The sequence below is a fragment of the Pseudidiomarina sp. genome (assembly GCF_048267825.1).
Lineage (GTDB): Bacteria > Pseudomonadota > Gammaproteobacteria > Enterobacterales > Alteromonadaceae > Pseudidiomarina.
The window spans coordinates 35133-58967 of record NZ_JBLWWR010000011.1 but is presented as its reverse complement, the minus strand read 5'-3'; the positions used below and the strand labels follow the sequence as shown (position 1 = coordinate 58967).

25 protein-coding genes and 3 tRNA genes are annotated in these 23835 nt (G+C 49.1%); 13 read left to right on the top strand and 15 right to left on the bottom strand.

Translation table 11 applies throughout. From position 1 onward, the window contains the following. The first annotated feature begins 141 nt into the window (after positions 1–141). From ACN0UN_RS09400 to ACN0UN_RS09390, 3 genes are read left to right on the top strand one after another with little or no spacing between them, the layout of a single operon-like run. Positions 142–1170: a Fe(3+) ABC transporter substrate-binding protein gene (locus ACN0UN_RS09400; RefSeq protein ID WP_246013861.1), complete on the top strand. Its 1029-nt coding sequence runs from the start codon at positions 142–144 to the stop codon at positions 1168–1170. Further along, positions 1170–2840: an ABC transporter permease gene (locus ACN0UN_RS09395; RefSeq protein ID WP_128351186.1), complete on the top strand. Its 1671-nt coding sequence runs from the start codon at positions 1170–1172 to the stop codon at positions 2838–2840. Before ACN0UN_RS09400 ends, ACN0UN_RS09395 begins: the two co-directional genes overlap by 1 nt. Beyond that, complete coding sequence (locus ACN0UN_RS09390) at positions 2821–3945, top strand: ABC transporter ATP-binding protein (RefSeq protein ID WP_128351187.1); 1125 nt, start codon at positions 2821–2823, stop codon at positions 3943–3945. The genes ACN0UN_RS09395 and ACN0UN_RS09390 overlap by 20 nt, the downstream gene beginning before the upstream one ends. On the opposite strand, the gene ACN0UN_RS09385 is transcribed toward ACN0UN_RS09390, so the two are convergent. Then, complete coding sequence (locus tag ACN0UN_RS09385) at positions 3922–4887, bottom strand: CorA family divalent cation transporter (protein ID WP_417659745.1); 966 nt, start codon at positions 4885–4887, stop codon at positions 3922–3924. The two genes, ACN0UN_RS09390 and ACN0UN_RS09385, sit on opposite strands and share 24 nt — an antisense overlap. A 116-nt stretch (positions 4888–5003) precedes the next feature. On the opposite strand from ACN0UN_RS09385, the gene ACN0UN_RS09380 reads away from it, so the two are divergent. The 6 genes from ACN0UN_RS09380 (at position 5004) to ACN0UN_RS09355 (ending at position 8788) form a co-directional block, all read left to right on the top strand. Beyond that, positions 5004–5978, top strand: a complete 975-nt coding sequence (locus ACN0UN_RS09380; RefSeq protein WP_417659744.1) for a calcium/sodium antiporter — start codon at positions 5004–5006, stop codon at positions 5976–5978. Beyond that, positions 5975–6421 carry a DUF3429 domain-containing protein gene (locus ACN0UN_RS09375; protein ID WP_417659743.1) on the top strand — a complete coding sequence of 149 codons (447 nt, stop codon included), beginning with the start codon at positions 5975–5977 and terminating at the stop codon, positions 6419–6421. Before ACN0UN_RS09380 ends, ACN0UN_RS09375 begins: the two co-directional genes overlap by 4 nt. Before the next feature lie 169 nt (positions 6422–6590). Further along, on the top strand, positions 6591–6812 hold the full coding sequence (locus ACN0UN_RS09370) for a bacterioferritin-associated ferredoxin (RefSeq protein WP_339878798.1): 222 nt from the start codon (positions 6591–6593) through the stop codon (positions 6810–6812). 34 nt (positions 6813–6846) lie between these two features. Continuing rightward, entirely contained in the window at positions 6847–7317 is a 471-nt protein-coding gene (gene bfr / locus ACN0UN_RS09365; protein ID WP_128351192.1) for a bacterioferritin, read from the top strand. 10 nt (positions 7318–7327) lie between these two features. Then, complete coding sequence (gene bfr / locus ACN0UN_RS09360) at positions 7328–7801, top strand: bacterioferritin (protein WP_339878795.1); 474 nt, start codon at positions 7328–7330, stop codon at positions 7799–7801. A 6-nt stretch (positions 7802–7807) separates the two neighbouring features. Further along, a complete protein-coding gene (locus tag ACN0UN_RS09355) occupies positions 7808–8788 on the top strand; it encodes a mechanosensitive ion channel family protein (RefSeq protein WP_417659742.1) in 981 nt (326 codons plus the stop codon). Position 8789: 1 nt separating this feature from the next. Here ACN0UN_RS09355 and ACN0UN_RS09350 read toward each other — a convergent pair whose 3' ends face one another. Then, positions 8790–10661, bottom strand: a complete 1872-nt coding sequence (locus ACN0UN_RS09350; protein ID WP_417659741.1) for an acetate--CoA ligase — start codon at positions 10659–10661, stop codon at positions 8790–8792. A 234-nt stretch (positions 10662–10895) separates the two neighbouring features. Here ACN0UN_RS09350 and ACN0UN_RS09345 point away from each other — a divergent pair. The 4 genes from ACN0UN_RS09345 (at position 10896) to ACN0UN_RS09330 (ending at position 14470) form a co-directional block, all read left to right on the top strand. Beyond that, positions 10896–10983 (top strand) — tRNA-Ser (locus ACN0UN_RS09345). Positions 10984–11133: 150 nt separating this feature from the next. Beyond that, positions 11134–12858, top strand: coding sequence for a gamma-glutamyltransferase (gene ggt / locus ACN0UN_RS09340; RefSeq protein ID WP_417659740.1), 1725 nt, complete (start codon positions 11134–11136; stop codon positions 12856–12858). A gap of 20 nt (positions 12859–12878) precedes the next feature. Continuing rightward, positions 12879–13658, top strand: a complete 780-nt coding sequence (locus tag ACN0UN_RS09335; RefSeq protein WP_417659739.1) for a ZIP family metal transporter — start codon at positions 12879–12881, stop codon at positions 13656–13658. Continuing rightward, on the top strand, positions 13655–14470 hold the full coding sequence (locus ACN0UN_RS09330; protein ID WP_417659738.1) for an SDR family oxidoreductase: 816 nt from the start codon (positions 13655–13657) through the stop codon (positions 14468–14470). Before ACN0UN_RS09335 ends, ACN0UN_RS09330 begins: the two co-directional genes overlap by 4 nt. Before the next feature lie 87 nt (positions 14471–14557). Here the strand turns inward: ACN0UN_RS09330 and nadA are convergent, their stop codons facing one another. The 13 genes from nadA to ruvC form a co-directional block, all read right to left on the bottom strand. Further along, positions 14558–15604 carry a quinolinate synthase NadA gene (gene nadA / locus ACN0UN_RS09325; protein WP_417659737.1) on the bottom strand — a complete coding sequence of 349 codons (1047 nt, stop codon included), beginning with the start codon at positions 15602–15604 and terminating at the stop codon, positions 14558–14560. Between the two features lie 66 nt (positions 15605–15670). Next, positions 15671–15746, bottom strand: a tRNA-Lys gene (locus ACN0UN_RS09320). 31 nt (positions 15747–15777) lie between these two features. Next, positions 15778–15853: transfer RNA gene (locus ACN0UN_RS09315), tRNA-Lys, on the bottom strand. A 139-nt stretch (positions 15854–15992) separates the two neighbouring features. Beyond that, positions 15993–16730 carry a tol-pal system protein YbgF gene (ybgF, locus tag ACN0UN_RS09310; RefSeq protein ID WP_417659736.1) on the bottom strand — a complete coding sequence of 246 codons (738 nt, stop codon included), beginning with the start codon at positions 16728–16730 and terminating at the stop codon, positions 15993–15995. Between the two features lie 16 nt (positions 16731–16746). Beyond that, the gene (pal, locus tag ACN0UN_RS09305; protein ID WP_128351200.1) at positions 16747–17286 is read right to left on the bottom strand and encodes a peptidoglycan-associated lipoprotein Pal; all 540 of its coding nucleotides are present in this window, start codon (positions 17284–17286) and stop codon (positions 16747–16749) included. A gap of 56 nt (positions 17287–17342) precedes the next feature. Next, complete coding sequence (tolB, locus tag ACN0UN_RS09300) at positions 17343–18695, bottom strand: Tol-Pal system beta propeller repeat protein TolB (protein WP_417659735.1); 1353 nt, start codon at positions 18693–18695, stop codon at positions 17343–17345. Between the two features lie 15 nt (positions 18696–18710). After that, a complete protein-coding gene (gene tolA / locus ACN0UN_RS09295; protein ID WP_417659734.1) occupies positions 18711–19640 on the bottom strand; it encodes a cell envelope integrity protein TolA in 930 nt (309 codons plus the stop codon). Beyond that, positions 19640–20074: a protein TolR gene (tolR, locus tag ACN0UN_RS09290; RefSeq protein ID WP_417659733.1), complete on the bottom strand. Its 435-nt coding sequence runs from the start codon at positions 20072–20074 to the stop codon at positions 19640–19642. The genes tolA and tolR overlap by 1 nt, the downstream gene beginning before the upstream one ends. Next, entirely contained in the window at positions 20071–20766 is a 696-nt protein-coding gene (tolQ, locus tag ACN0UN_RS09285; RefSeq protein WP_417659732.1) for a protein TolQ, read from the bottom strand. The genes tolR and tolQ overlap by 4 nt, the downstream gene beginning before the upstream one ends. After that, positions 20756–21178: a tol-pal system-associated acyl-CoA thioesterase gene (gene ybgC / locus ACN0UN_RS09280; RefSeq protein ID WP_417659731.1), complete on the bottom strand. Its 423-nt coding sequence runs from the start codon at positions 21176–21178 to the stop codon at positions 20756–20758. Before ybgC ends, tolQ begins: the two co-directional genes overlap by 11 nt. A 416-nt stretch (positions 21179–21594) precedes the next feature. Next, positions 21595–22596 (bottom strand): Holliday junction branch migration DNA helicase RuvB, encoded by a 1002-nt coding sequence (ruvB, locus tag ACN0UN_RS09275; protein ID WP_417659730.1) that lies wholly within the window; start codon positions 22594–22596, stop codon positions 21595–21597. Positions 22597–22684: 88 nt separating this feature from the next. After that, positions 22685–23305 carry a Holliday junction branch migration protein RuvA gene (gene ruvA / locus ACN0UN_RS09270; protein WP_417659729.1) on the bottom strand — a complete coding sequence of 207 codons (621 nt, stop codon included), beginning with the start codon at positions 23303–23305 and terminating at the stop codon, positions 22685–22687. Next, positions 23302–23829, bottom strand: a complete 528-nt coding sequence (gene ruvC / locus ACN0UN_RS09265; RefSeq protein ID WP_128351207.1) for a crossover junction endodeoxyribonuclease RuvC — start codon at positions 23827–23829, stop codon at positions 23302–23304. Before ruvC ends, ruvA begins: the two co-directional genes overlap by 4 nt. Positions 23830–23835: the final 6 nt, after the last annotated feature.

The following is a 23835-nucleotide window of genomic DNA, read 5'->3' as shown; positions in this document are numbered from 1 at the left end:
AATCCTTTTAAAATTTTCCAAATCTGGTGTTGATAATAATTCTCATTTGCGTCAAACTATTTGTAGGTACCAAATGCGAATCAATATCGTTCATTCTTTTTTTTCGATATACTTCACCCCATCAATACGAGGTATTCAACAATGAGTTCAACTATGTTGCGTAAATTATTTACTCTAACAGCAATTGCTGCAGGCCTCACTGCTACAGTAGCACAAGCCGCCACAGTTAACCTTTATTCAGCCCGCAAAGAAGCACTGATCAAGCCGGTTCTGGAAAAGTTTACCGCAGAAACTGGCATTGAAGTACGCCTTTTAACAGGCGGTGGTGATGCGCTTCTTGCTCGCCTGCAAAATGAAGCAGCAAATACCCCAGCCGATTTATTCCTCACCGTAGATGCGGGCAACTTGCATCGTGCGGCCGAAGCTGGCGTATTTCAACCGCTCACCTCAGCTGCAGCCTTAGCAGCTGTGCCTGACCATCTGCACGGCACCGACAATTTATGGGTTGGTTTAAGCTTACGTGCACGCCCTATTTTTTATGCTGCAGACCGCGTTGACCCAAGTCAACTCAGTGGCTACGAAGACTTGGCCAAGCCGCAGTGGAATAACAAAGTATGCATTCGCTCGTCAGACAACATTTACAACCAATCGCTTACCGCCGCTTTAATTGAACATTGGGGCGAAGAGAAAACCGAAGCCTGGGCGAAAGGTTTAGTGGCAAACTTGGCCAAACCGCCAGTAGGTGGCGATCGTGATCAACTGAAAGCCGCAGCCGCTGGTGTTTGTGACCTAGCCGTAGCAAACACTTACTACTTTGGCTTAATGCAAACCGGTGACGATGCTGAACAACGCGAAGCCGCCAGTAAACTTAAAATCTTCTGGCCAAATAAAGATGAATTCGGCACTCACGTCAATGTATCGGGTATTGGCTTAACCAAACACGCCAAGAACAAAGCTGAAGCAGAGCAACTCATCGAGTTCTTATTATCAGCTGAATCACAAGCTTGGTACGCAGCCACCAACAATGAATACCCAGCGGTTGAAGGTGTTGAGTGGAGCGAAACCCTGCAAGCGTGGGGCGAGTTTAAAGCCGATGATTTGTCGATGACATTTCTTGGCGAAAACAATGCCGCTGCAGTTAAATTAATGAATCGTGCTGGCTGGCGTTAATGGGTTTTAATTTGTGGCGCCAATTTACTTTGGTCTTAACGGCCGTCGTTATCGGCGTGCCGTTATTGGTCATTTGTTGGTCGGTGCTGCAATTATTAGGTGGGGGCGATACCTCCACCTTAACTCATTTATGGGCCACGGTTGTGCCCGAGTACATTCGCAACTCAGTGTTGCTGTTGCTCGGTGTCGCAGCCGGTGTAATCAGTATTGGTGTGAGTACCGCTTGGCTGACTACCGCATGTCGCTTTCCCGGGCAGCGTTTCTTAAGTTGGGCGCTGCTGTTACCGCTCGCCATGCCAGCTTACATTACCGCCTACACCTACACCGGCATGCTCGACTTCGCTGGCCCCGTACAAAGCACGCTGCGTGACTGGTTTGGTTGGGGCTACGGCGACTACTGGTTTCCACAAGTTCGCAGCTTAAGCGGTGCCATACTCGTATTGAGTTTGGTATTATTTCCTTATGTTTACTTAATCACCCGCGCTACGTTCATCCAGCAATCGGCAACCACCTTAGAAGCAGGTCGCAGTTTAGGCCTTAACCCGTGGCAATGCTTTTTACGGCTAGCGCTGCCCCTGGCGCGCCCAGCCATAGTAACTGGCACCACGCTGGCATTGATGGAAACCCTCGCCGATTACGGTACGGTGCAATATTTCGGTGTCACCACCTTTACCACCGGCATTTTTCGCACGTGGTACGGGTTGGGCGATTTGCAAGGCGCATTGCAACTGGCGGGCATGCTACTGGTTGCGGTAATTCTATTAATTTTTATCGAACGCTGGTCGCGTAGCCAAGCGCGCTATGACCAGCGTAGCAATCGCCCTGCTCCACCTTTTCAACTGACAGGCTGGAAAGCCATCGCAGCGAGTATTGCCTGCTGGTTGCCGCTAGTATTTGGCTTCTTACTGCCCGCACTGCAGCTGGCCAGCTGGTCGCTTGAACGGCGCGAAGTATGGGCCGATAGCGCCTTTTGGCAGCTCACATTCAACAGTTTTGGGCTCGCTGTTCTCGCTGCTGTTTTGGTGGTCATTATGGCCTTGTGGCTGGCTTATGGTCGGCGCCAATTACCCACCCGAATTGTCCGCACCAGCGTCGCCTTCGCAGGGTTAGGTTATGCTATTCCGGGGCTTGTTATCGCGGTTGGCTTAATGGTGTTTTTAACCACATTGGATCACGGCATTATCGCGCTCAGCAAGGCATGGTTTGACTACAATCCAGGCCTACTGCTTTCAGGCACCTTGTTCGCCCTGCTGTTTGCCTACAGTGTTCGCTTTTTAAGTGTGTCACTGCAAACCATTAATGCTGGCTTAGGTGAAATTCGCCCCAGCATGGACGAAGCCGCGCGTATTCAAGGCTACTCGCCGCTGCAAGTGCTGCGTAAAATACATTTGCCACTGCTGCGCCCCAGCGTTCTCACCGCGCTCATTTTAGTGGGCGTAGATGTGCTAAAAGAGCTGCCCGCAACGCTGGTACTGCGACCTTTTGATTTTAATACGTTAGCCGTTCGCGCATACGAAATGGCTGGCGACGAGCGGCTGCCCGATGCTGGCCCACCGGCTTTGATGATGGTTTTAGTTGGCTTAATTCCAGTTATTTTATTGTCACGCGCTATGTTAAAGTCGCAACAATCTGCGCTGAAGGAGCAAGAGTTTGTCCCGGTTACAGCTTGATAAAATTCATATTAGCTTTGGCGCCGCACACATTGTTAACGGCGTCAGCTTACAACTTGAGCAAGGCGAAATTGGCTGTCTTCTGGGGCCAAGCGGCTGTGGTAAAACCACATTGTTACGCGCAATAGCCGGCTTTCAAAGCCTGCAGGTTGGCAGCATCAGCATTGACAACAATACCGTTTCAGAAAGTAACAAAACCGTGCCACCAGAACAGCGTGGTGTCGGTATGGTATTCCAGGACTTTGCGTTATTTCCGCATCTGAATGTGGCCGATAATATTAGCTTTGGCATGCGTAAGGCGAGTTCAACCGAACGCCGTAAGCGTGTTGATGAGTTGCTCGACCGAATTGGCCTGCCCGGTTATCACAAACGGTTCCCGCATGAATTATCAGGCGGCCAGCAACAGCGTATCGCACTGGCAAGAGCCTTGGCGCCCAAGCCCGGCCTGCTTCTGCTTGACGAACCATTCTCGAGCCTGGACGCAGAGCTACGCGAACGTTTGGCAGTGGAAGTTCGCGAATTATTAAAAAATGAAGGCATTACTGCATTGCTGGTTACTCATGACCAACAAGAAGCTTTCGCCATGGCCGACAAAGCAGGCGTGATGTATCAGGGTGAGTTATTGCAATGGGATACGCCGTATCAGCTATACCACCAACCACGCCATCAATTAGTGGCTGACTTCATTGGTCACGGTGTGTTATTGCAAGGCACCGTCAATACCCAAGGCTCGCTGGCATCGCCACTAGGCATGCTTGAACACCCAAGCCTGATGCAGGTAGCCGGTGGTACACCGGTAAGCTTTCTTGTGCGCCCTGATGACATCGTGCCAGACCCTGAGTCACGCTTGCGCGGCAAGATCAAGGCCCGTGGTTTTCGTGGTGCGCACAACCTCTACACGGTGCAGCTAAGCAGTGGTATTGAATTGCTCACTTTGAGTCCGTCGCATGAAGTACTTGACGTTGGCGCAGATATTGGCCTGCGCGCAGAGTTTGACCATCTCGTCGTATTCGCAGCAGATCACTGCGAACTACCCGGTTTTCACGAGCAAGCACCTACAGTACAGCCGTTACCGAGCGTTTTACCAAAATCGCAGTCGGCGTAACAGCAAAAACTCGATAACCGCGATGATAAGCAACGCGCCGCTAAATATCCAAAAAGCGTTGCTGTCATCAACACCCGGCATGCCACCAATATTAATTCCAAACAACCCAGTTAAAAAACTGATTGGCAAGAACACCCCTGCAACCATCGATAACCAATAGGTGTTGCGGTTCATTTTTTCAGCCAAATCTTGATGCAGGTGCTCGCGCAGCATCCACACCTGTTCCAGCAACATTTCCATGTTTTCAAGTTCACGATGGGTGTTGTCACGCTCGTTCAGTAACCACTGCGCCCACTCCGTATCAAACCATTTGGGCCCGTCGGCAGCCAATTTATCCAATGCAGCCAATTGCGGACGCACAAAGCGCGTTAACCGTAACAAGCGCCGGTGCAGATTCGTCAGCGCACGCTGACGGTCACTGGTGGTGCCACGCTCATCGTCTTCAAGCCGTTCCATTTCCACTTCAATGTTATCTTGCAGCAACTCAATGTTATTGGTCATTTCATCAACCAGCTGCAAAATAAAGTCAGGTAAAGACTGCGGCCCCTGTTGCGTTTCAAGCAAGCCTTGAATGAGTCGTACCGCAGTAACAGGACGGCGACGGAAGCTATAGAGATTGCCTTTGAAATACAAAATACGCAGACTTATCATGTCTTCCGGCTTATCACCGTCGGCTTTATTCACGCCCCGTAATATCAACAGAAAACCGTCATTGATTCGATCAAACCGCGGCCGCGTGTCCTCTTCCAAAACCGCATCTATAACAGGATCAGGAATACCCGACTGTTCCAGCCACGCAGATAATCCGGCAATATTGCGTTGAAAATGAAACCAACTGTTTTGGCGTGTATGAAACGCATCGTGAATCGGTTCTGCTGGATGACTGCTGAAATCCCAGCTGTCGATCATAAATTCTGGGCGTGCTAACTGCTTGTCCGTCATGCCTAAATTCCTCTTCATTCGAATATAATCAGTCTAGACGTTCACAAGGTGCATTCACAAGTACTATCAATTCGCGTTAAAATATTGACCAACTTCAAAAAATACCAAGGAATATTATGTTGCTTGCCATTGCTGCGATTGTTTTTGGCCTCGCGTTATTAGTCTGGAGCGCAGACCGTTTTGTTGAAGGCGCAGCCGCCACCGCGAATCACTTAGGCATGCCAGCACTGCTTATCGGCATGGTGATTATCGGGTTTGGTACGTCTGCACCTGAAATGGTGGTATCAGCACTCGCTTCTTCGCAAGGTAACCCTGGGCTGGCACTTGGGAACGCTTACGGTTCCAACATCACCAATATAGCCTTAATTCTAGGTATCACTGCAGTGCTTGCCCCTATTTCGGTCGCCAGCCAAGTATTAAAGCGTGAAGCGCCGATGCTTATCGCCATCACATTATTGGCAGCTTGGCCACTGATGGACGGCGTCATTACTGAGCTCGAGGCTTGGGTCTTACTCGCAATATTCGCCAGTTACCTTGGCTGGAGCATTTACCAAGGTATGACCGGCAGCACTGACGTACTCAGTACGGAGTACGATCAAGAGATAAAAGCTTCAGCCATGCCAATCAGGCGCGCAGTCACATGGCTTGTCGTTGGTTTGATCTTACTGATTATAAGTTCACGTATACTTGTTTGGGGCGCGGTCGATATCGCCACTGCGCTTGGTGTAAGTGACTTGATTATTGGTTTAACGGTGGTCGCTGTTGGCACCTCGTTGCCTGAATTGGCATCGGCCATTGCCGCAGTTCGCAAAAATGAACATGATTTGGCGCTGGGTAATGTCATCGGCTCCAACATGTTTAACACCTTGGCTGTGGTGGGTATCGCCGGTGCGATAACACCGATTCCTTTAGAACCCTTGGTGTTGCAACGCGATTGGTTGGTAATGACCGTGCTGACGTTCTTGTTGCTGATTTTTGCCTTTCGCCCAAATAGCCGCCCGAATCGGCTCAACCGTATTCATGGTGGAATATTTATAGCCTGTTACATTGGTTACACGGTGTACTTGCTGCAAACAGGATTTAACGTATGAATTTAATTTCGCAATATACGGCGCAGCGGCTTGGCTTTGCAGGCCTGATCCCGTTTATTGTGCTGACGCTGGTGGCGCTGCTCGACCTTAACAGCGAGCTCGCCATACGTTTATTTATAATTTACAGCGCAATCATTTTTAGCTTCCTTGGCGGTATTCATTGGGGCTTGTGCATGGCCGATGCAGACAACGATCAGCGCCGCGCACTGCAGTGGAGCATGCTGCCCTCAGTGGCAGGCTTTGGCATTTTACTCATTGCTGCCCTGCCATTATGCTGCGACTACACCCTTGCCTTTTTGAGCATTCTGGCGCTACTTCACCTGTTTTGGCTCAACTACGAACGCAGAAAGCTAGCGGCTCACAATTGGTATCTCGAGCTACGTAGCCGCCTCACGTTCACCGTTGTAGCGCTGCACGTCATCCTAATCATCATAAGCATTTAAGTACAAAAACCGTTATTGGTTATTGGTTATTCGTTATTCGTTAAAGCCAAGACCAATAACGAGCAACCAATAACGAATAACCAATAACGAATAACGCTCTTCTCTTTTCGCTATTGCGAATCGTTCTTGTTTGCGTTATCATTAGCTCAGTAACTATACGGAGCTATCTATGTACGTTTGTCTTTGTAAAGGCGTCACGGATAAAACGATTCGCCGCGCCGTCGATGACGGCCTCAGCAGCATGCGCGAGCTACGCCAGCAATATGGTGTGGGTACGCAGTGTGGTTGCTGTACACAATGTGCGAAAAGTGTCGTCAAAGACGCAGTTGCCGAGCGCAATGCCCGACTCAAATCTGAAACTTTATTGCCAATCGAGGTGTGCTACGCTTAAGCTGTTAAAAAAAAAGCAGCAAGGAGTAGTACCCATGAAAGGTGACAGCAAAGTTCTACAAGAGCTCAATCGCATACTTACCCGCAAGCTCACAGCCATTAATCAATATTTCCTACACGCCCGCATGTACAAAAACTGGGGCTTTGGTGAGCTAAATAGCACCATCTATAAAGCCTCAATTTATGAAATGAAACACGCCGATGACATCATTGAGCGCATTTTATTTCTTGGTGGCCTGCCTAACTTGCAAGATCTCGGCAAACTCTACATTGGCGAAGACCCGCACGAAATGCTGCAACTCGATCACAAAGTGCAACTCGATGATGTGGTTGAAATTCGCAAGGCAATCAAAACGTGCGAAAGCGCTCAAGACTATGTCAGCCGTGATGAGTTGACGGAAATTCTCGAACAACAAGAAGAACAACTGGATTGGCTTGAAACCCAACTGGATCTGGTTGAGAAAATTGGCATTGCTAATTACTTGCAAACCAAGTTAGACGCATAAAGGAGCAGCTATGAGTCTTGACCATCAGGCCATTATTGAACAATTAAATCGACTATTGGCGTTCGAACTCACTTCGATTGACCAGTACACAGCGCATTCGCGCGAATACGAAGACATGGGCTTTGATAAACTCTACGAGCGCATTAATCATGAGGTAGATGACGAGCGCGGCCATGCCGACTTGCTCATTCGTCGCATATTATTTTTAGGTGGCCAACCGAATATGAATGGCCGCGAACAACACACCATCGCTCACGATGTGCCAACCATGCTGGCCAATGACTTGCAGCTTGAGTACAACAACGCGAAAACCTTGCGTGAAGTGATTAACTTTTGCGAACAAGCCGGCGACTTTGTTAGCCGCGACATGCTGGTTGGGATTTTAAAAGATACCGAAGAAGATCATGCTTATTGGCTGCGTCAGCAACTTGAGCTCATTGATAAGTTGGGGCTACAACTGTATTTACAGGCACAAGTGAGATAATCACAGATGGACGAATTTTTGGCAGAAGTGCGCCAGCTCTTTAGTTGGCTCAACACTGAGCTGTTTAAAGTGGGCGAAACCGCAATTACGTACGGGTCATTTTTCCGTGTTCTGATTATCCTCATCGTCACGTACATTATCTCGCGGGTGCTGCAAAATGCTTTACGCCGCTTCGCGTCATATCGTAAATCACTGGCTCAATCGTCGGTGTACGCACTCACGCGAATCACCCACTACGTGGTGATGTTAGTCGGTGCATTGATTGCTGTCTCGTCCATCGGTATTGATCTTACCAAGTTTGCCATCTTTGCCAGTGCCTTAGGTATTGGTGTTGGTTTTGGCTTGCAGAATCTCATCAGCAACTTCACCGCGGGCATTATGTTGCTGTTCGAAAAAACCTTAAAAGTGGGTGATTTTGTTGAACTGGAATCCGGTGTTACGGGCGAAGTGCAAGAAATAAATATTCGCAGCACCATTATTACCACCAATGACAACATCGATATCGTGGTACCGAACTCTGAGTTCGTCAATGGTCGCGTCACCAACTGGACCATGCGCGACACTATTCGTCGTTTAAAAGTTGAGTTTGGTGTCGCTTACGGAACCGACAAAGAGTTAGTGCGCAAGGCTGTTTTAGAAGCCGCCTCGCGCGTGCCCCATACGCTCGACGATGGCAGTCACCGCCCACCTCAGGTGTGGCTCACTGAGTTCGGTGACAGTTCCTTAAATTTTGAGTTGGTCGTATGGTTGCAGCCGGAAGCGGTGAACCGCCCCAGCGCGGTTAAAGCAGCATTTATGTGGGAGATTCATACGTCGCTCGAAGAATATGACATTGAAATTCCGTTCCCTCAGCGCGACTTGCACATTCGCTCCTGGGCGGAAGATGCCCGCTTGCAAACGGGCGTTTTGGAAGCCAAGAACAAAAAGCGCAGCACCAAATCAGATAAAAGCAAACGCCCTGAAAACGATGCTGCCGAGGAGCTTTAGTTTAACTTAGGCGTTCGCGAATCTCGTCAATGCAGGTGGGGTCATCAATGGTTGATGGCACCACCACGTCATCACCATCAGCAATTTGCCGTAATACTCTGCGCAAAATTTTACCCGAACGCGTTTTTGGCAAACGTGGCACCACTAAAATTTTCTTCAAACAGGCTACCGCACCAATCGCGTCACGCACCCGTTGCACCAAGCGGTCTGCCAGCTCTGTGTCACTGATCGTTACGCCGTCTTTGGTTATCACCAGGCCAACAGGTACTTGCCCTTTCAGCGCGTCTTGCACACCAATAACAGCGCATTCAGCCACTGCTGCATCTTGTGCCAACACTTCTTCCATTTCGCCCGTTGATAACCGATGCCCCGCTACATTAATGACATCATCCGTACGGCCCATGATAAACACATAACCATCGTCATCTTTATAGCCACCGTCGCCGGTGCTGTAATAGCCCGGAAACTCACTCATATAGCCGCTAATAAAGCGGTCGTCGTCATTCCAGATGGTGGTTAAACAACCCGGCGGTAACGGTAATTTTATTGCCACCGCCCCCTGTTCATTAGGCGCAACTTCCTGCGCTTTATAATCTAAGATACGCACGTCGTACCCCGGTAAAGGCAAGGTTGCAGAGCCCGGCTTTATCGGATGCTCAGCAATACCCACTGGGTTCGCACAAATTGGCCAGCCAGATTCGGTCTGCCACCAGTGGTCATACACGGGTTTACCGGTTATGTCGGTGGTCCAGTCATAGGTTGGCGGGTCTAACCGTTCGCCAGCCATATAAATGCGCTCCAGCGCGCTTAAATCATAGTTTTCAAGCAACTTACCTTCGGGATCTTCTTTTTTAACGGCGCGGAATGCCGTTGGCGCTGAAAACAGCACATTCACCTTATACTCAGCGCACACGCGCCAAAAAGCGCCCGCATCGGGCGTTCGTACGGGCTTGCCTTCATACATAATAGTGGTCGCGCCAGCCAATAACGGCCCATACACAATGTACGAGTGCCCCACTACCCAACCGACGTCAGAGGCGGTAAACATCACTTGCCCCGGCGCGATGGCATAAACCGTCTGCATGGAATAATTCAGTGCCACCGCATAACCACCTGTATCGCGCACCACGCCTTTAGGCTTGCCGGTGGTTCCCGATGTATACAACACATACAAAGGGTCGGTACTGGTCACCACAGTGCACTCTGCCGGGGTTACACCCTTTAAACCTTGCTGCCAGTCAATATCGCCAGTCCGGCTTAAATCGGCTTTACACTGCTCGCGCTGAAATACAATCACATTGGCTGGCTTATGTTTGGCTTCGTCCACCGCTTTATCCACCAACGGTTTGTAGGCAATCACGCGATTCACCTCAACCCCACACGAGGCCGTAACCACCAGTTTAGGTTTGGCATCATCAATGCGTACCGCCAACTCATGCGGTGCAAAACCGCCGAATACCACTGAATGAATCGCGCCTAAACGGGCACAGGCCAGCATCGCTATGGCCGCCTGCGGTATCATGGGCATGTAAATAACAACCCGATCGCCCTTTTTAACATGCAGCTTTTTCAGCAAGCCAGCAAACAAAGCAACTTCATCCCGTAGCTGGCGGTAGGTGTACGTTTGTTTTTGCCCAGTTACCGGGGAATCATAAATCAACGCAAGCTGCTCACCACGGCCATTATCAACGTGATAATCAAGTGCCATAAATGAAATATTTAACTCGCCATCGGCGAACCAGTCCGCCATTCCGCTTGGCTTTAACGTGCAAGCTTTGGTCGGTTCCTTAAACCAATGCAGCTGCCCTGCTCGTTTTAACCAAAATGCTTCAGTGCGTTGTAATGAAGACTCATATTCCCGCGGGTAACTCATGGTAAATTCCTTGTTTACTACTACTTGCTTTAATGTAGCGTGTTACGGGATTTTTCCCATACGACTTAGGTATGAAGGCGAAGGGCGTTGTTCGTTATTCGATCGCTTCGCTTGTCGTTATTCGTTAAACCCCAACAACCAATAACGATTAACGATTAACGATTAACGAATAACGAATAACGAATAACGATGTTGATTTACTCAGGGCTTTTCCCTATCATACCCGCCACTTCAGGAGAGGTGTCCGAGTGGCTGAAGGAGCACGCCTGGAAAGTGTGTATACGGCAACGTATCGAGGGTTCGAATCCCTCTCTCTCCGCCAGATACAAAATAACCGCCCATGTGGCGGTTTTTTTGTGGCTTCAGTTTGGTGCTTCGCGACGGTTCGCCCCTTTAGTGCGGTTATAAACATTGCTCATTGTGGCAGCACTTCATATAGTGGTTTGCACGTACATACTATGGAGTGAACACCATGAATCATCTCGTTACAGGGTCCAAAGCCGCCATCGCAAGCTGTGCGCTCGCGCTTGCCTGCGGTTTTGCATCATTTTCAAGTTCAGCCGCAGACCGGCTAACCGGGCATCATTTTGCAACACGCTCAGAGGCTATGGCACCACACGCGATGGCAGCGACCAGCCAACCCCTGGCAACACAAGTTGCTCTCGACATCATGCAAGCGGGCGGTAATGCCATTGACGCGGCCATTGCAGCCAATGCCTTGTTGGGTTTGGTTGAGCCAACCGGTAACGGTATGGGTGGTGACTTGTTTGCCATTGTTTGGGATGCCGACGGGAAGCGCCTGCATGGTTTGAATGCTTCAGGGCGCTCCCCGCAATCACTGACGCTCGACTATTTTATTGAAAATGGTTACGAGTCAATCCCGCCACGGGGTGTATTGCCACTATCTGTGCCTGGTGCCGTAGACGGCTGGTTTGAGTTGCACGAAAAGTTTGGCAAGCTGCCCATGAGCCAAATACTGGCTCCAGCTATTGAATATGCGGAGCAAGGCTTTCCAGTCACTGAGGTTATTGCTTACTATTTTGAACGTAATGCGCAAGTGTTGAAAGACGAACCGGGCTTTGCGGATGTATTTTTGAAAGATGGCGTGCCGCCGCAAAAGGGTAAAATGTTCAAAAACCCTGACCTTGCCAATACCCTGCGCAAAATTGCTGAAGGCGGTCGTGATGCTTTTTACAAAGGCGAAATTGCTGAAACCATCGGCGAATTCGTGCAAGAGCACGGTGGCTTTCTAAGCTACGACGACTTAGCCAACCACAGCTCAGAGTGGGTTAATCCGGTTTCAACCAACTATCGCGGTTACGATTTGTGGGAATTACCGCCGAACACTCAAGGTATTGCTGCCCAGCAGATTTTGAATATTCTGGAAAACTACGACCTTGCAAGCATGGGCTTCGATAGCCCTGAGTACGTGCACTTATTTGTCGAAGCGAAGAAGTTAGCATTTGAAGACCGCGCCAAATATTACTCCGATCCAGATTTCAATGATGTGCCGGTTGAAGGATTGTTGGATAAAGACTATGCCAAGCAACGCGCCAAACTTATTAATATGGAACGCGCTGGCAAAGCTTACGAGCCGGGTAACCCGCCAACCGAAGGCGATACAATTTACCTGACTACAGCTGATGCCGAAGGCAATATGGTGTCGCTGATTCAAAGCAACTACCGCGGCATGGGCTCAGGCGTAACGCCGACAGGCCTTGGCTTTGTCATTCAAGACCGTGGCGAGCTGTTCTCGTTAGACAAGAGTCACCGAAATGTTTATGAGCCGGGCAAACGTCCGTTTCATACTATTATTCCAGCGTTTGTAACCAAAGACGGTAAACCGTTGATGAGTTATGGCGTTATGGGTGGCGCGACACAGCCACAAATGCATGCGCAAATCCTTATTAACATGATTGATTTTGGTATGAACTTGCAAGAAGCTGGTGATGCACCACGAATCCTGCACACGGGTTCAAGTCAGCCAACCGGCGAAATCATGCGTGACGGTGGCGCCATTAGCCTCGAGAATGGTTTTTCTGACCATACCCGTCGTGAGTTGATTAAAATGGGCCACACGTTACAAGAAGCTGTTGGGCCTTACGGTGGCTACCAAGCCATTTGGCGCAACCACGAAGAAGGCGTATATTACGGTGCATCAGAGAGCCGCAAAGACGGACATGCAGCAGGGTATTAATCGTATAAGGATCTACCACAATGGATTTAGTGCTTACGGCATTGATAGCCAGTACCGTAACCGGTGGACTCACGGCTGTAGGCGCGCTTCCTATTTTAGTCGGTAAAAAGCCTTCAGAACGCTTTAACGACACCTTGTTAGGTTTTGCGGCTGGCGTCATGCTAGCCGCTTCGTTCTTCTCTCTGATCATTCCTTCAATCGATATTTCTACCGAAATATATGGCGCCGGCCCCTTACCTGCAGTCATTGCTGTAGCCGGAATTTTACTCGGCGCCATCGCTATTTTTTCGCTTGATCGGTTGCTGCCTCACCGTCATTTCATCAGCGGCCGCGAGGGCCGAAACAGTGAAAAAATAGCTGGCGTATGGCTGTTTATATTCGCCATCGCCATTCATAATTTTCCCGAAGGGCTAGCGGTTGGCGTCGCTTACGGCAGTGGCCAACAAGAAACAGCTTTCTCATTAGCTTTGGGTATCGGTTTGCAGAACTTACCTGAAGGGCTCGCAGTAGCTGTTGGCTTGGTCGCGGTTGGTTATTCCCGACTGCTCGCCTTTGCCGTGGCCGCATTGACGGGCTTGATTGAGCCCATTGGCGGCCTGTTTGGCGGAGTTTTCGTCAACATTTCGGAATTTCTATTACCTTGGGGACTAGTTTTCGCCGCTGGGGCCATGTTATTTGTTATCAGCCATGAGATTATTCCCGAAACCCACCGCCACGGTCATCATAGTCGTGCCACCGCAGGTTTAATGGTTGGTTTGGTGGTTATGTTATTTCTCGATGTTTGGTTAGGAGCGGTATGAGTCAGGCTAAAGTATTATTCTTAGGTTATGGGGATATCGCGCAGCGTGCCGCGCCACTTATGGTGGCAGCAGGCTGGCATGTGGTTGGCGCATGCCGCAACCCCGATCGCAAGCCCACCATGAGTGGCGTTGAGTTGGTTGCAGCGGACGCCAACAACGAACGTGAACTGAGCGCCTTGTTAGCGCGGGAATTCGACGCCGTGGTCGTTACTCTGACACCCTCCGACTACAGTCGCGAAGGCTATCACCAAGGTTATGTAGTGCCCTGTCGGCACCTGCAACACCTATTGCATCAACTGGCAAATCCGCCACGGGTACTTTATATCTCAAGCACAGGCGTATATGGCCATCGCAACGGCGAATGGGTTGATGAAAACAGCCCAACGAAACCGGACAGTGACAGCGGCGAAATGCTGCTGCAGGCTGAACAAGTGATTCAAGGCAGCCCGGCGGCTGTCAGTATTTTGCGGTGTTCGGGCATCTATGGCCCGGGTCGTGAGCGACTTCAGCAACAATTACGCGAAGGCTCGGCCGTAATTACGCCCGCGTGGACGAATCGCATTCATAGCGACGATGTTGCCGGTTTTATCGCGTTTTTATTGGAAAACCCGGCGCACAATGCGCCGGTTTATCTGGTTACCGATGATGAGCCATTGTTGCAAGCCGATGCCTATCAACGCATGGCCACGCGTCTTGGGGTTTCCATCGATAATTTAAAACGAACGGACCAAGTCGGCCCGCGCGGCAGCAAGCGCTTAAGCAACAAGCTGATGCGCGCAACCGGTTACGTTCTAAAGCACCCAACACTTTAATCGTTAATCGTTAATCGTTATTGGTTAATCGTTGGTGTGAACGAACAACGACAAGCGAAGCGATCGAATAACGAACAACGGGTTTTATTAGCCTTTGAATTGCAGCATTCGGTTCAGGGGCTTTAACGCGCGCTCAGCAAGCGCAGCATCCACATGAACCTCGTGGCCTGCACCACCGCTCTCTAGTGCCTCAGCGATAGCTACAAGACCATTCATTGCCATCCAAGGGCAATGCGCACAACTGCGGCAGGTTGCGCCGTTACCAGCTGTTGGTGCTTCAATGAAGTGCTTATTCGGTGACAATTGCTGCATTTTGTAAAAAATGCCGCGGTCCGTTGCCACAATAAAGGTTTCATTCGGCAATTCTTGGCTGGCTTTAATCAGTTGCGACGTAGACCCCACCGCATCCGCTAATTCAACCACCGCCTGTGGCGACTCAGGGTGCACTAAAATAGCAGCTTCCGGATAAACGCGTTTGAGGTCTTCGAGCGCCTTCATCTTAAATTCATCATGCACAATACAGGCGCCCTGCCACATAATCATGTCGGCACCTGTTTGCTTTTGAATGTAAGCGCCTAAGTGCTTGTCCGGCCCCCACAGAATCTTCTCACCGTTTGCGTCGAGGTGATCAACAACCTCCAACGCAATGCTTGAGGTAACCACCCAATCCGCACGCGCTTTCACAGCTGCCGATGTGTTGGCATACACCACCACAGTGCGATCTGGATGTTCATCACAAAACTTTGAGAATTCTTCAATTGGGCAACCCAAATCAAGTGAGCAGGTTGCCTCTAAGGTTGGCATTAATACGCGCTTATTTGGGGTCAATATTTTGGCAGTTTCGCCCATAAACTTAACGCCGGCAACGATTAATGTTTCGGCTTTATGTTCGGCGCCAAAGCGCGCCATTTCGAGTGAGTCAGCAACACAACCGCCGGTTTCCTCAGCCAACGCCTGAATTTCAGGGTCAGTATAATAGTGAGCAACCAACACCGCATTTTTTTCCTGCAATAATTGCTTAATGCGGGCAATGTATTCTGCCTTTTGCGCGTCGGTTAAAACTTTTGGTTTTGGCGGGAACGGATAGTCCAAACTATCAATCACCCGTGCTTGAATTTCTGCCGTAATGCTCATGGTACCACTTCAGTGCATAGGAAAAGTTGCGGTAGTATAAATCAAAATCTTGCAGGGGGAAAATAGTGGTGGGTTGTGCAGGATTCGAACCTGCGACCAATTGATTAAAAGTCAACTGCTCTACCAACTGAGCTAACAACCCACGTTATAATTTTGAAGAAGGTGAGAGTGATTGGTGGGTTGTGCAGGATTCGAACCTGCGACCAATTGATTAAAAGTCAACTGCTCTACCAACTGAGCTAACAACCCATCACTATCTTGCTGCGCACTTATCAGTGGCAACGGCGGCATAGTTTACTTAAAAAGCCGCTCGTTGCAACTGTAAATTGAAGGAATCGGGTGCGTTTGCTCAATTTGCGAACGTTTAGCCGATTTTTCTACAGGATATTTACAAATTCGATAACCGTTTGCGAGCCAAACCGGCTTCAGTCGAATCCGCATACTCGGTGATGACCTGATTGTATAACTCACGCGCTTGTTCAGTTTGATTCTGCTGCTGAGCAATAATGCCAAGCTTCAGAATACAATCACCACGCTTGTTGCTATCAGGAAAATCGGTAACGACGGTCGAGAAGTGAACCTTCGCTTGGTCATACTTGCTTTCAGCAAATAGCAATTGCCCTAACCAATAATGCGCATTTGGCACATAGGTTGAGTCTGGATAATTTTTGATAAATGACTCAAAGGCAGGCACAGCGGCATCATAGCGCTTGTCGCGCAGAACCAACTGAATCGCTTGCTCGTAGGCGTCATTTTCAGAAACATCGGATGAATAAGTGCTGGTCGCCGAAACTGGCGTCGGGTCAACCGTTGGCGACTGCGACTGCGATTGTGGCTGCGCAGCTAAGCGGCGGTCAATTTCTTGGTAGATTTCGCGCTGACGCTGAAGAATTTGCTCGATTTGATACGCGTGCTCTTCGGTTTTACCACGAAGATCAGCAACCTCATCTTGCATTTGCGACATTTGATCAAGAAGCGCCATCTGTGCCGAATTACGGGCATCCATGACACGTTCAAGTTGATTTAAACGTTCTTCGAGAGAACCACTGCCTAACTTAGAAACCGGTGCCTGCGCATGCAGGACACCGGGAATCAGAAAGGCCAATACTAAGATTACTTTTTGCATTGGCTCAACCAGTTACTTAGTAAACGAGAACACCGCGGCGGTTTTTCGCGTAGGCGTCGTTGTTTGAAGCGTTAATTAACGGCTTTTCTTCACCGTAAGAAACGGTTGTAACCTGGCTTGAACTTACGCCCAAGTTTTGCAAGTACTGAGCAACAGCTTTCGCACGACGCTCACCCAATGCAATGTTGTATTCCGGCGTGCCACGCTCGTCACAGTGACCTTCAACAGTCACAGTTACATTTGGGTTTTCAACTAAGAAATCCGCGTGTGCAGCAAGTACTTGTGCGTACTCAGAAGAGATACGTGAATCGTCAAATGCAAAGAAAACCATGTTTTCTTGACGTAATTCAGCAACTTTCTCAGCACGAATTTCTTCAGGAGTTTTCTGACGCTCTACTGCGCCAACATCAACACCTGATTGGTCTTGCTGTTGTTCCTGTTGTTGATTTGTTTGCTGATCAACAGCTTCTTCAGCACCTTGGTTAGAGCTACATGCTGCTAAAGTCAGCATAGGTACTGCAATGAACAGACTTTTTAAGGCTTTATTTGCGTTCATATCCGCGTTCCTTTCTTTCATGTAAGTGATTAAACTTTCAATGTTAAACACATTTTCTAACGTAAAAATGGTGACCACGACGGTGATTTAACTTCACCTTCGCGCGCCGGTAGACGCGCTTTAAACCGTCCATCTACCGAAACCAGCGCTAACACCTGCTGGTTATTATGGGTGGTGCTATAAATCACCATACTGCCATTAGGAGCCAGACTTGGCGACTCATCCAAAGCGGTTTGCGTTAAAACTTGCATAGTACCGTTTGGATAATCTTGGCGCGCAATGTGATAGTTTCCCTGTGTACGGTTTACCATAATCACTTGCTTACCATCTGGCGAATACGTTCCCCCCAAGTTCTGCTCACCTTCAAAGGTTAATCGGCGAACTTGGCCTGCACTTAAATTTACGCTATAAAGTTGCGGTCTTCCACCCCTTTCTGACGTAAAAATCAGCGAGTTACTATCTGGCGACCAACTTGGTTCCGTATCAATAGCGTGATGATTGGTAATACGACGTAGCCGCTTACTTGCCAAATCCATCACATACAGCTCAGGGTTGCCATCTTTCGAAAGAACCATTGCCAGGCTTTTACCATCAGGCGAAAACACTGGACTGCTGTTGATACCAGGGAAGTTCGTCATTCGTTCTCTACTACGAGTATAGATGTCTTGAATGAAAATCTCTGGTTTTTTATTCTCAAAACTGACATAAGCCAACTTATTACCGTCGGGCGACCATGACGGCGACATCAGCGGTTCTGGGCTACGTAACAGTACACGTTCATTGTAGCCATCATAATCCGCAACAACCAATTCATACGGCTTATCTAAGTTATGATTAACAGTAACATACGCTATACGTGTCATAAACGCACCGCGTTGTCCGGTTAAGGTTTCGTAAAAAATATCTGAAATACGGTGCGAATATTGGCGGAACTGATCACCTGAGATCACGCTAGAACGCGCGTCCAGAATATGATCTTCAGACGTCACTAACTGGCCGTTACGCAGCACCTGCGTGCCACTGGTAATTTGCCCGCGCAAGATATCAACAATTTCAAAAGAAACCGTATACCGGTCCATTGAGTGCGGTTCGATGGTTCCCACCAAAACGGCTTCAACGCCTAAACTTGCCCATTCAGTATAATCAATTTCCGCTGAGCTAGTCGGTTGCTGCGGCATCGCTGTAATTGGAATAGGATTAAATTTCCCGCTGCGCATCAAATCGGCAGCCACCACCTCAGTTAATCCGTCAGGTTTTGGGCCCGTGCCTTTCCATTGGAATGGCACCACAGCAATCGGCCGCGCGGAATCAACTCCGCCGGTGATAACAATCTCGAGCGACGCTCGCGCTTGCTGGCTCGCAATAAGCATGCCCGCAGCGGCTACAACACAAATTAGCAGTTTTTTCATCATAAGCTTCTTTATTTATTCCGCTTTAAAAGGAAAAGTAATGTCTTTCATTTGTTCATAAACATCGGGGTCTTTCGACATAGGTAACGTACCTACTTTTAGAATCGCACGGCGTGCAGACTCACAAACCGCGCGGTCCCCCTCGCCTTCGCTAACGGAAGTCACAAAACCACTCCGTGCCAAGGTGATGTTTAATCGGCATTCTTTACCACGCATCGAATCATCAACAATCCAGTTGCGTGTCACAGTATTTCGAATCAGCGCTGAATAGCGATCAACTTCGCTCTGAACTTGTTGCCGGCGCGCCGACGCACGTGCTTGTGCTTCGCGTTCCAGTTCTTCTTGCAACTGGCGTTCGCGCTCAGCACGCTCGCGCGCTTCCTGCTCACGTTTTTTCCGCTCAGCTTCCGCCTTACGCGCCTCTTCTTCTTTACGCTTGCGTTCTGCTTCGGCTTTAGCCGCCGCTTCTTCTTCGCGCTTGCGGCGTTCCGCTGCTGCAGCTGCGGCCTGTTCGGCTTCTTCGCGTTGCTTCTGGGCCGCCGCTTTCTCTTGTTCTAACTTGCGCCGTTCAGCTTCTTGTTGTTGCTGTAACTCGCGTAAACGTTGCTGTTCAGCTTCACGTGCTTTACGCGCTTCAACTGCGCGTCGTTCCAATTCTTCCTGGCGGCGTTTTTCGGCCAAATCTTGCTGCCGTTCACGCTCGCGAATTTCATTAACCCGCTGCTCAACAGCAGATTGATCAACCGTAACAGCTTGCACAATTTCCCGGTTATCCGGTTGCGGCTCATCAGGTGTCGCTAATTCAACCTGAAGCGGCGTTTTATCAAATGGCATTTGAAAATGCATGCCAAAAATCATTAACCCAACAATGGCAACATGCACCAACACAGAAAGTGCCAGCGGAACTGTCCACTCACTTGGCCACGACCAACCTTTCTTTGCCACTACTGCTCACCTGCCGAATTATCCGTCATCAAACCAACTTGAGGTACACCCGCACGTTGCAACAATACCATCAATTGAACCACTTGGTTGTATTGTACCGCACCGTCCCCCTTCACCACCACCGGTCGTTCAGGGCTAACTTGCAACTCAGCTTGCACCGCCACAGCCAAATCAACCACGTCAATCGCTTCATTCGGGTCATTGGCGGTACTTAAAAAATAATTTCCGTCTTTATCAACGGAAACCACAATCGGTGGCTTACTTTCAGGGTCAAGCGGCTCTGCTGAGGCCTTCGGTAAATCAACCTTTACCCCTTGCGTAATCAGCGGTGCGGTAACCATGAAAATGATTAGCAGCACCAGCATAACGTCTATGTAAGGTACCACATTAATCTCGGACACCTGTTTACGGCGTCTGCGCGTCACCGTCATCATGCCGGCTTGCTCGCTTTAACTTGTGAACCTTGGCGCTGCAAAATAGCCATTAGCTCATCCATAAAGTTCACGTATTGGTTATCAACTTTTTCTACCCGATAGGTAAAGCGGTTGTATGCAATAACTGCTGGAATCGCTGCAAATAGGCCCATTGCCGTTGCGATCAACGCCTCCGCAATACCTGGCGCCACCATGGCTAAGGTTGCCTGTTGCACAGCACCCAAACCAATAAATGCGTTCATGATGCCCCACACCGTACCGAACAAACCCACATAAGGGCTTATCGAGCCGATAGTGGCCAAAAATGACAAATTACTTTCTAAGCGGTCCAGTTCGCGGGAATGCACCACCCGCATCGCACGGTACGACGCGTCCAACACTTGCTGTTGCTCCAGCCCTTGGTTGTTACGCAACCGCGCAAACTCTTTAAAGCCCGCATGAAACAACTTTTCCATGCCTGACGCATTCTGCGCACGGGCTGAAACCTCTTGAAATAAGCGCGCCAGATCAACACCAGACCAAAACCTATCTTCAAATTGCAAAGCACTTTGTGACGCAGTTTTTAATACTTTTGCGCGTTGAAAAATCATCATCCAACCCACCACTGAAAAGCCCAGCAGTAACAACATCACTAGCTGTACAACAATGCTAGCTTCTAAAATAAGCGCGGTTATCGATAATTCAGTTTGCACGTTTCAACACCTCAAAAATTTCCATTGGCATAGGCACTGCTCTTACAGACTCACCCGATTGCCCTAAATTCACACAGGCTGCTTTAATCTGCGCCTCACAAAAAATTCTTCCATCGCTATGCAGTACCTGCTGCGAAAACACTACCGAAGCCTTACCGAGGCGTTCGACCACAACAGTCACCTTCAGTTCATCATTAAACCGAGCCGGCGCAATCAAATCCATTTGCACCTGACGCACAACAAAACCAATACGGTGTTCAAGCCAAGTATTTTGTTCAATCCCTAGAGAGCGTAGCCATTCTGTGCGTGCTCGCTCAAGGAATTTGAGATAGTTGGCATAATAAACGATACCGCCAGCATCTGTGTCTTCGTAATAAACCCGTATCGGCCATTCAAATGTTAACTTGTTCAATTTTACACCAGATATTTTTTCATCTTAACGATCTGACCAATTTTTACAAAACCCTTAATATTCGGGCTTTAACTTGGTCAGACCAATTTTCGCAAGAACAGTTTTTAACCAGCTCACACATCAACTCATTAGTAAAAGTAATGTGAAATACAATTTTTCTCGTTTGAAAGCTGGTCTGTCCTCCGTATAATGCGCTGCATATACCAGATACGAAGAGACCGGTTGTCACTTCTTCCTGTTATTGTTCCCTGGATTTAACTTCCTTGTTGTTCTGTATTTTGCCCGCTCCCTGAGCGGGCTTTTTTTTGTTCTAAATTCAAAGGCGATATTAGTTATTAGTTATTAGTTATTCGTGAGTTTCGCTGTTTCGCTTTTTCGAATAACCAATAACCAATAACCAATAACCAATAACGCTTTTAATCTTTCCCCAAACCGAAGTGCGCATATGCATGCGGCGTTGCAATTCGACCGCGCGGCGTGCGCTGCAAGAAGCCTTGCTGAATCAAATACGGCTCCAATACATCTTCAATGGTATCTTTTTCTTCACCGATAGCGGCTGCCAGATTATCTAAACCAACTGGCCCGCCCATAAACTTCTCGATAATCGCTAACAGCAGCTTACGATCCATGTAATCAAAGCCCGCTTCGTCAACATCCACCATAAGCAATGCAGCAGACGCCGTAACTTCATCGATGTGGCCATTGTTTTTTACTTCGGCGAAATCGCGTACACGGCGTAATAGGCGGTTCGCAATACGCGGTGTACCACGCGAACGTCGCGCTATTTCCAAAGCACCTGCAGGTTCCAGGTTTAAATTTAAATACTTGGCCGAACGGCGAATAATCGTTGTCAGTTCTTCAACGTTGTAGAACTCAAGGCGCTGCACAATGCCGAAGCGGTCTCGCAGCGGTGAAGTTAAAGCCCCTGCGCGAGTCGTTGCGCCAATAAGAGTAAACGGCGGCAATTCCAGTTTAATCGAACGCGCCGCGGGGCCTTCACCAATCATGATATCTAGCTGATAATCTTCCATCGCTGGATAAAGAATTTCTTCAACCACCGGACTTAACCGATGAATTTCATCAATGAACAACACATCATGTTCTTCAAGGTTGGTTAACAATGCCGCAAGATCACCCGCCTTTTCCAGCACGGGGCCCGAAGTTTGCCGGATATTTACGTTCAACTCATTCGCCACAATGTTTGCTAACGTGGTTTTACCTAACCCCGGCGGGCCAAAAATCAATAAATGATCAAGTGCTTCTTCGCGCTGCCTGGCCGCTTGAATAAAGATTTCCATCTGTTCAACCACATGCTTCTGGCCGGTATAATCGGCAAGATGCTTCGGCCGAATCGCGCGATCGATAACTTCATCATCGACGGTGGCCTGCGGTTGGTTAATGCGGTCTGGTTCAATCATTTTGACACCTTTAAAAGCGTTATCCGTTATTCGTCAGTCGTTGTTCGAATAACCAATAACGAATATCCAATAACGACTTTCATCTTTATCACATGTTCTTCAAGGCGAAGCGAATAAGCACTTCGCTGGCAGCATCTGGCTCTGCCTTGGCTGCTGCAGCCACTGCCTTGTCTGCCTGCGCTGGCTTATAGCCAAGGGCTAACAACGCACTCAACGCATCCTCACGCGGCGAGCCCGCACTGACGGTTGGATTCATATCGCCAAAGTCGACCGGCGCGGCATCGGTGGCTGGTGTAACCGTACCCCAATTTTTTAACCGATCACGCATTTCAACCACCAAGCGTTCGGCTGTTTTTCGGCCTACCCCTGGCAATTTAACTAAACTTGTCACGTCATCGTGGGTAACCGCATGCACAAACTGATGCGCGGTCATGCCGGACATAATCGTCAGCGCGAGTTTCGGCCCAACACCTTGCGCCTTAATCAATTGGCGAAATAAGGTGCGCTCCGCAAACGTATTAAATCCATACAACAATTGCGCATCTTCGCGCACCACAAAATGGGTAATTACTTTCACCTGTTCGCCAATATTAGGCAGCTCATACAGGCACGTCATCGGCATCTGTACTTCGTAGCCGACACCTTGCACATCGATTAAAATTTCCGGTGGTTGTTTGGCAATCAAAGTGCCCGTCAATAGTCCGATCACGCACGTCCCCTTGATGTTGTTTTTCTGGCAATAAGCTGGGTTCGCGTATGTGCATGGCACAAAGCCACCGCCAACGCGTCCGCAGCATCTGCCTGCGGCTTATGCTGCAACTTCAACATAGCCATAACCATGTGTTGCACTTGCGTTTTATCGGCAGCACCCGTGCCCACCACAGCTTGTTTGACCAAGCGCGCAGCATACTCAGCAACCGGTAAGCCTGCGCTTGCTGCAGCGACAATCGCAGCACCACGTGCCTGCCCCAACTTTAACGCTGAGTCAGGGTTGCGGGCCATAAATACCTGTTCTATCGCAAATTCGTTCGGCTGGAATTGCGCGATAAGCTCTGCAATACCATCATGGATGACCTTGAGCTTATCGGCAAGTGTTGGTTCAGCTTCGCCTTTTAGGCTACGCATCACATTGATGCAACCGCTGCCCAAATACGTGATTTGATTGCCAGATTGGCGAATCACACCATAGCCGGTTAGGCGTGAACCTGGGTCAATTCCCAGTATGATGGTCATGATTCG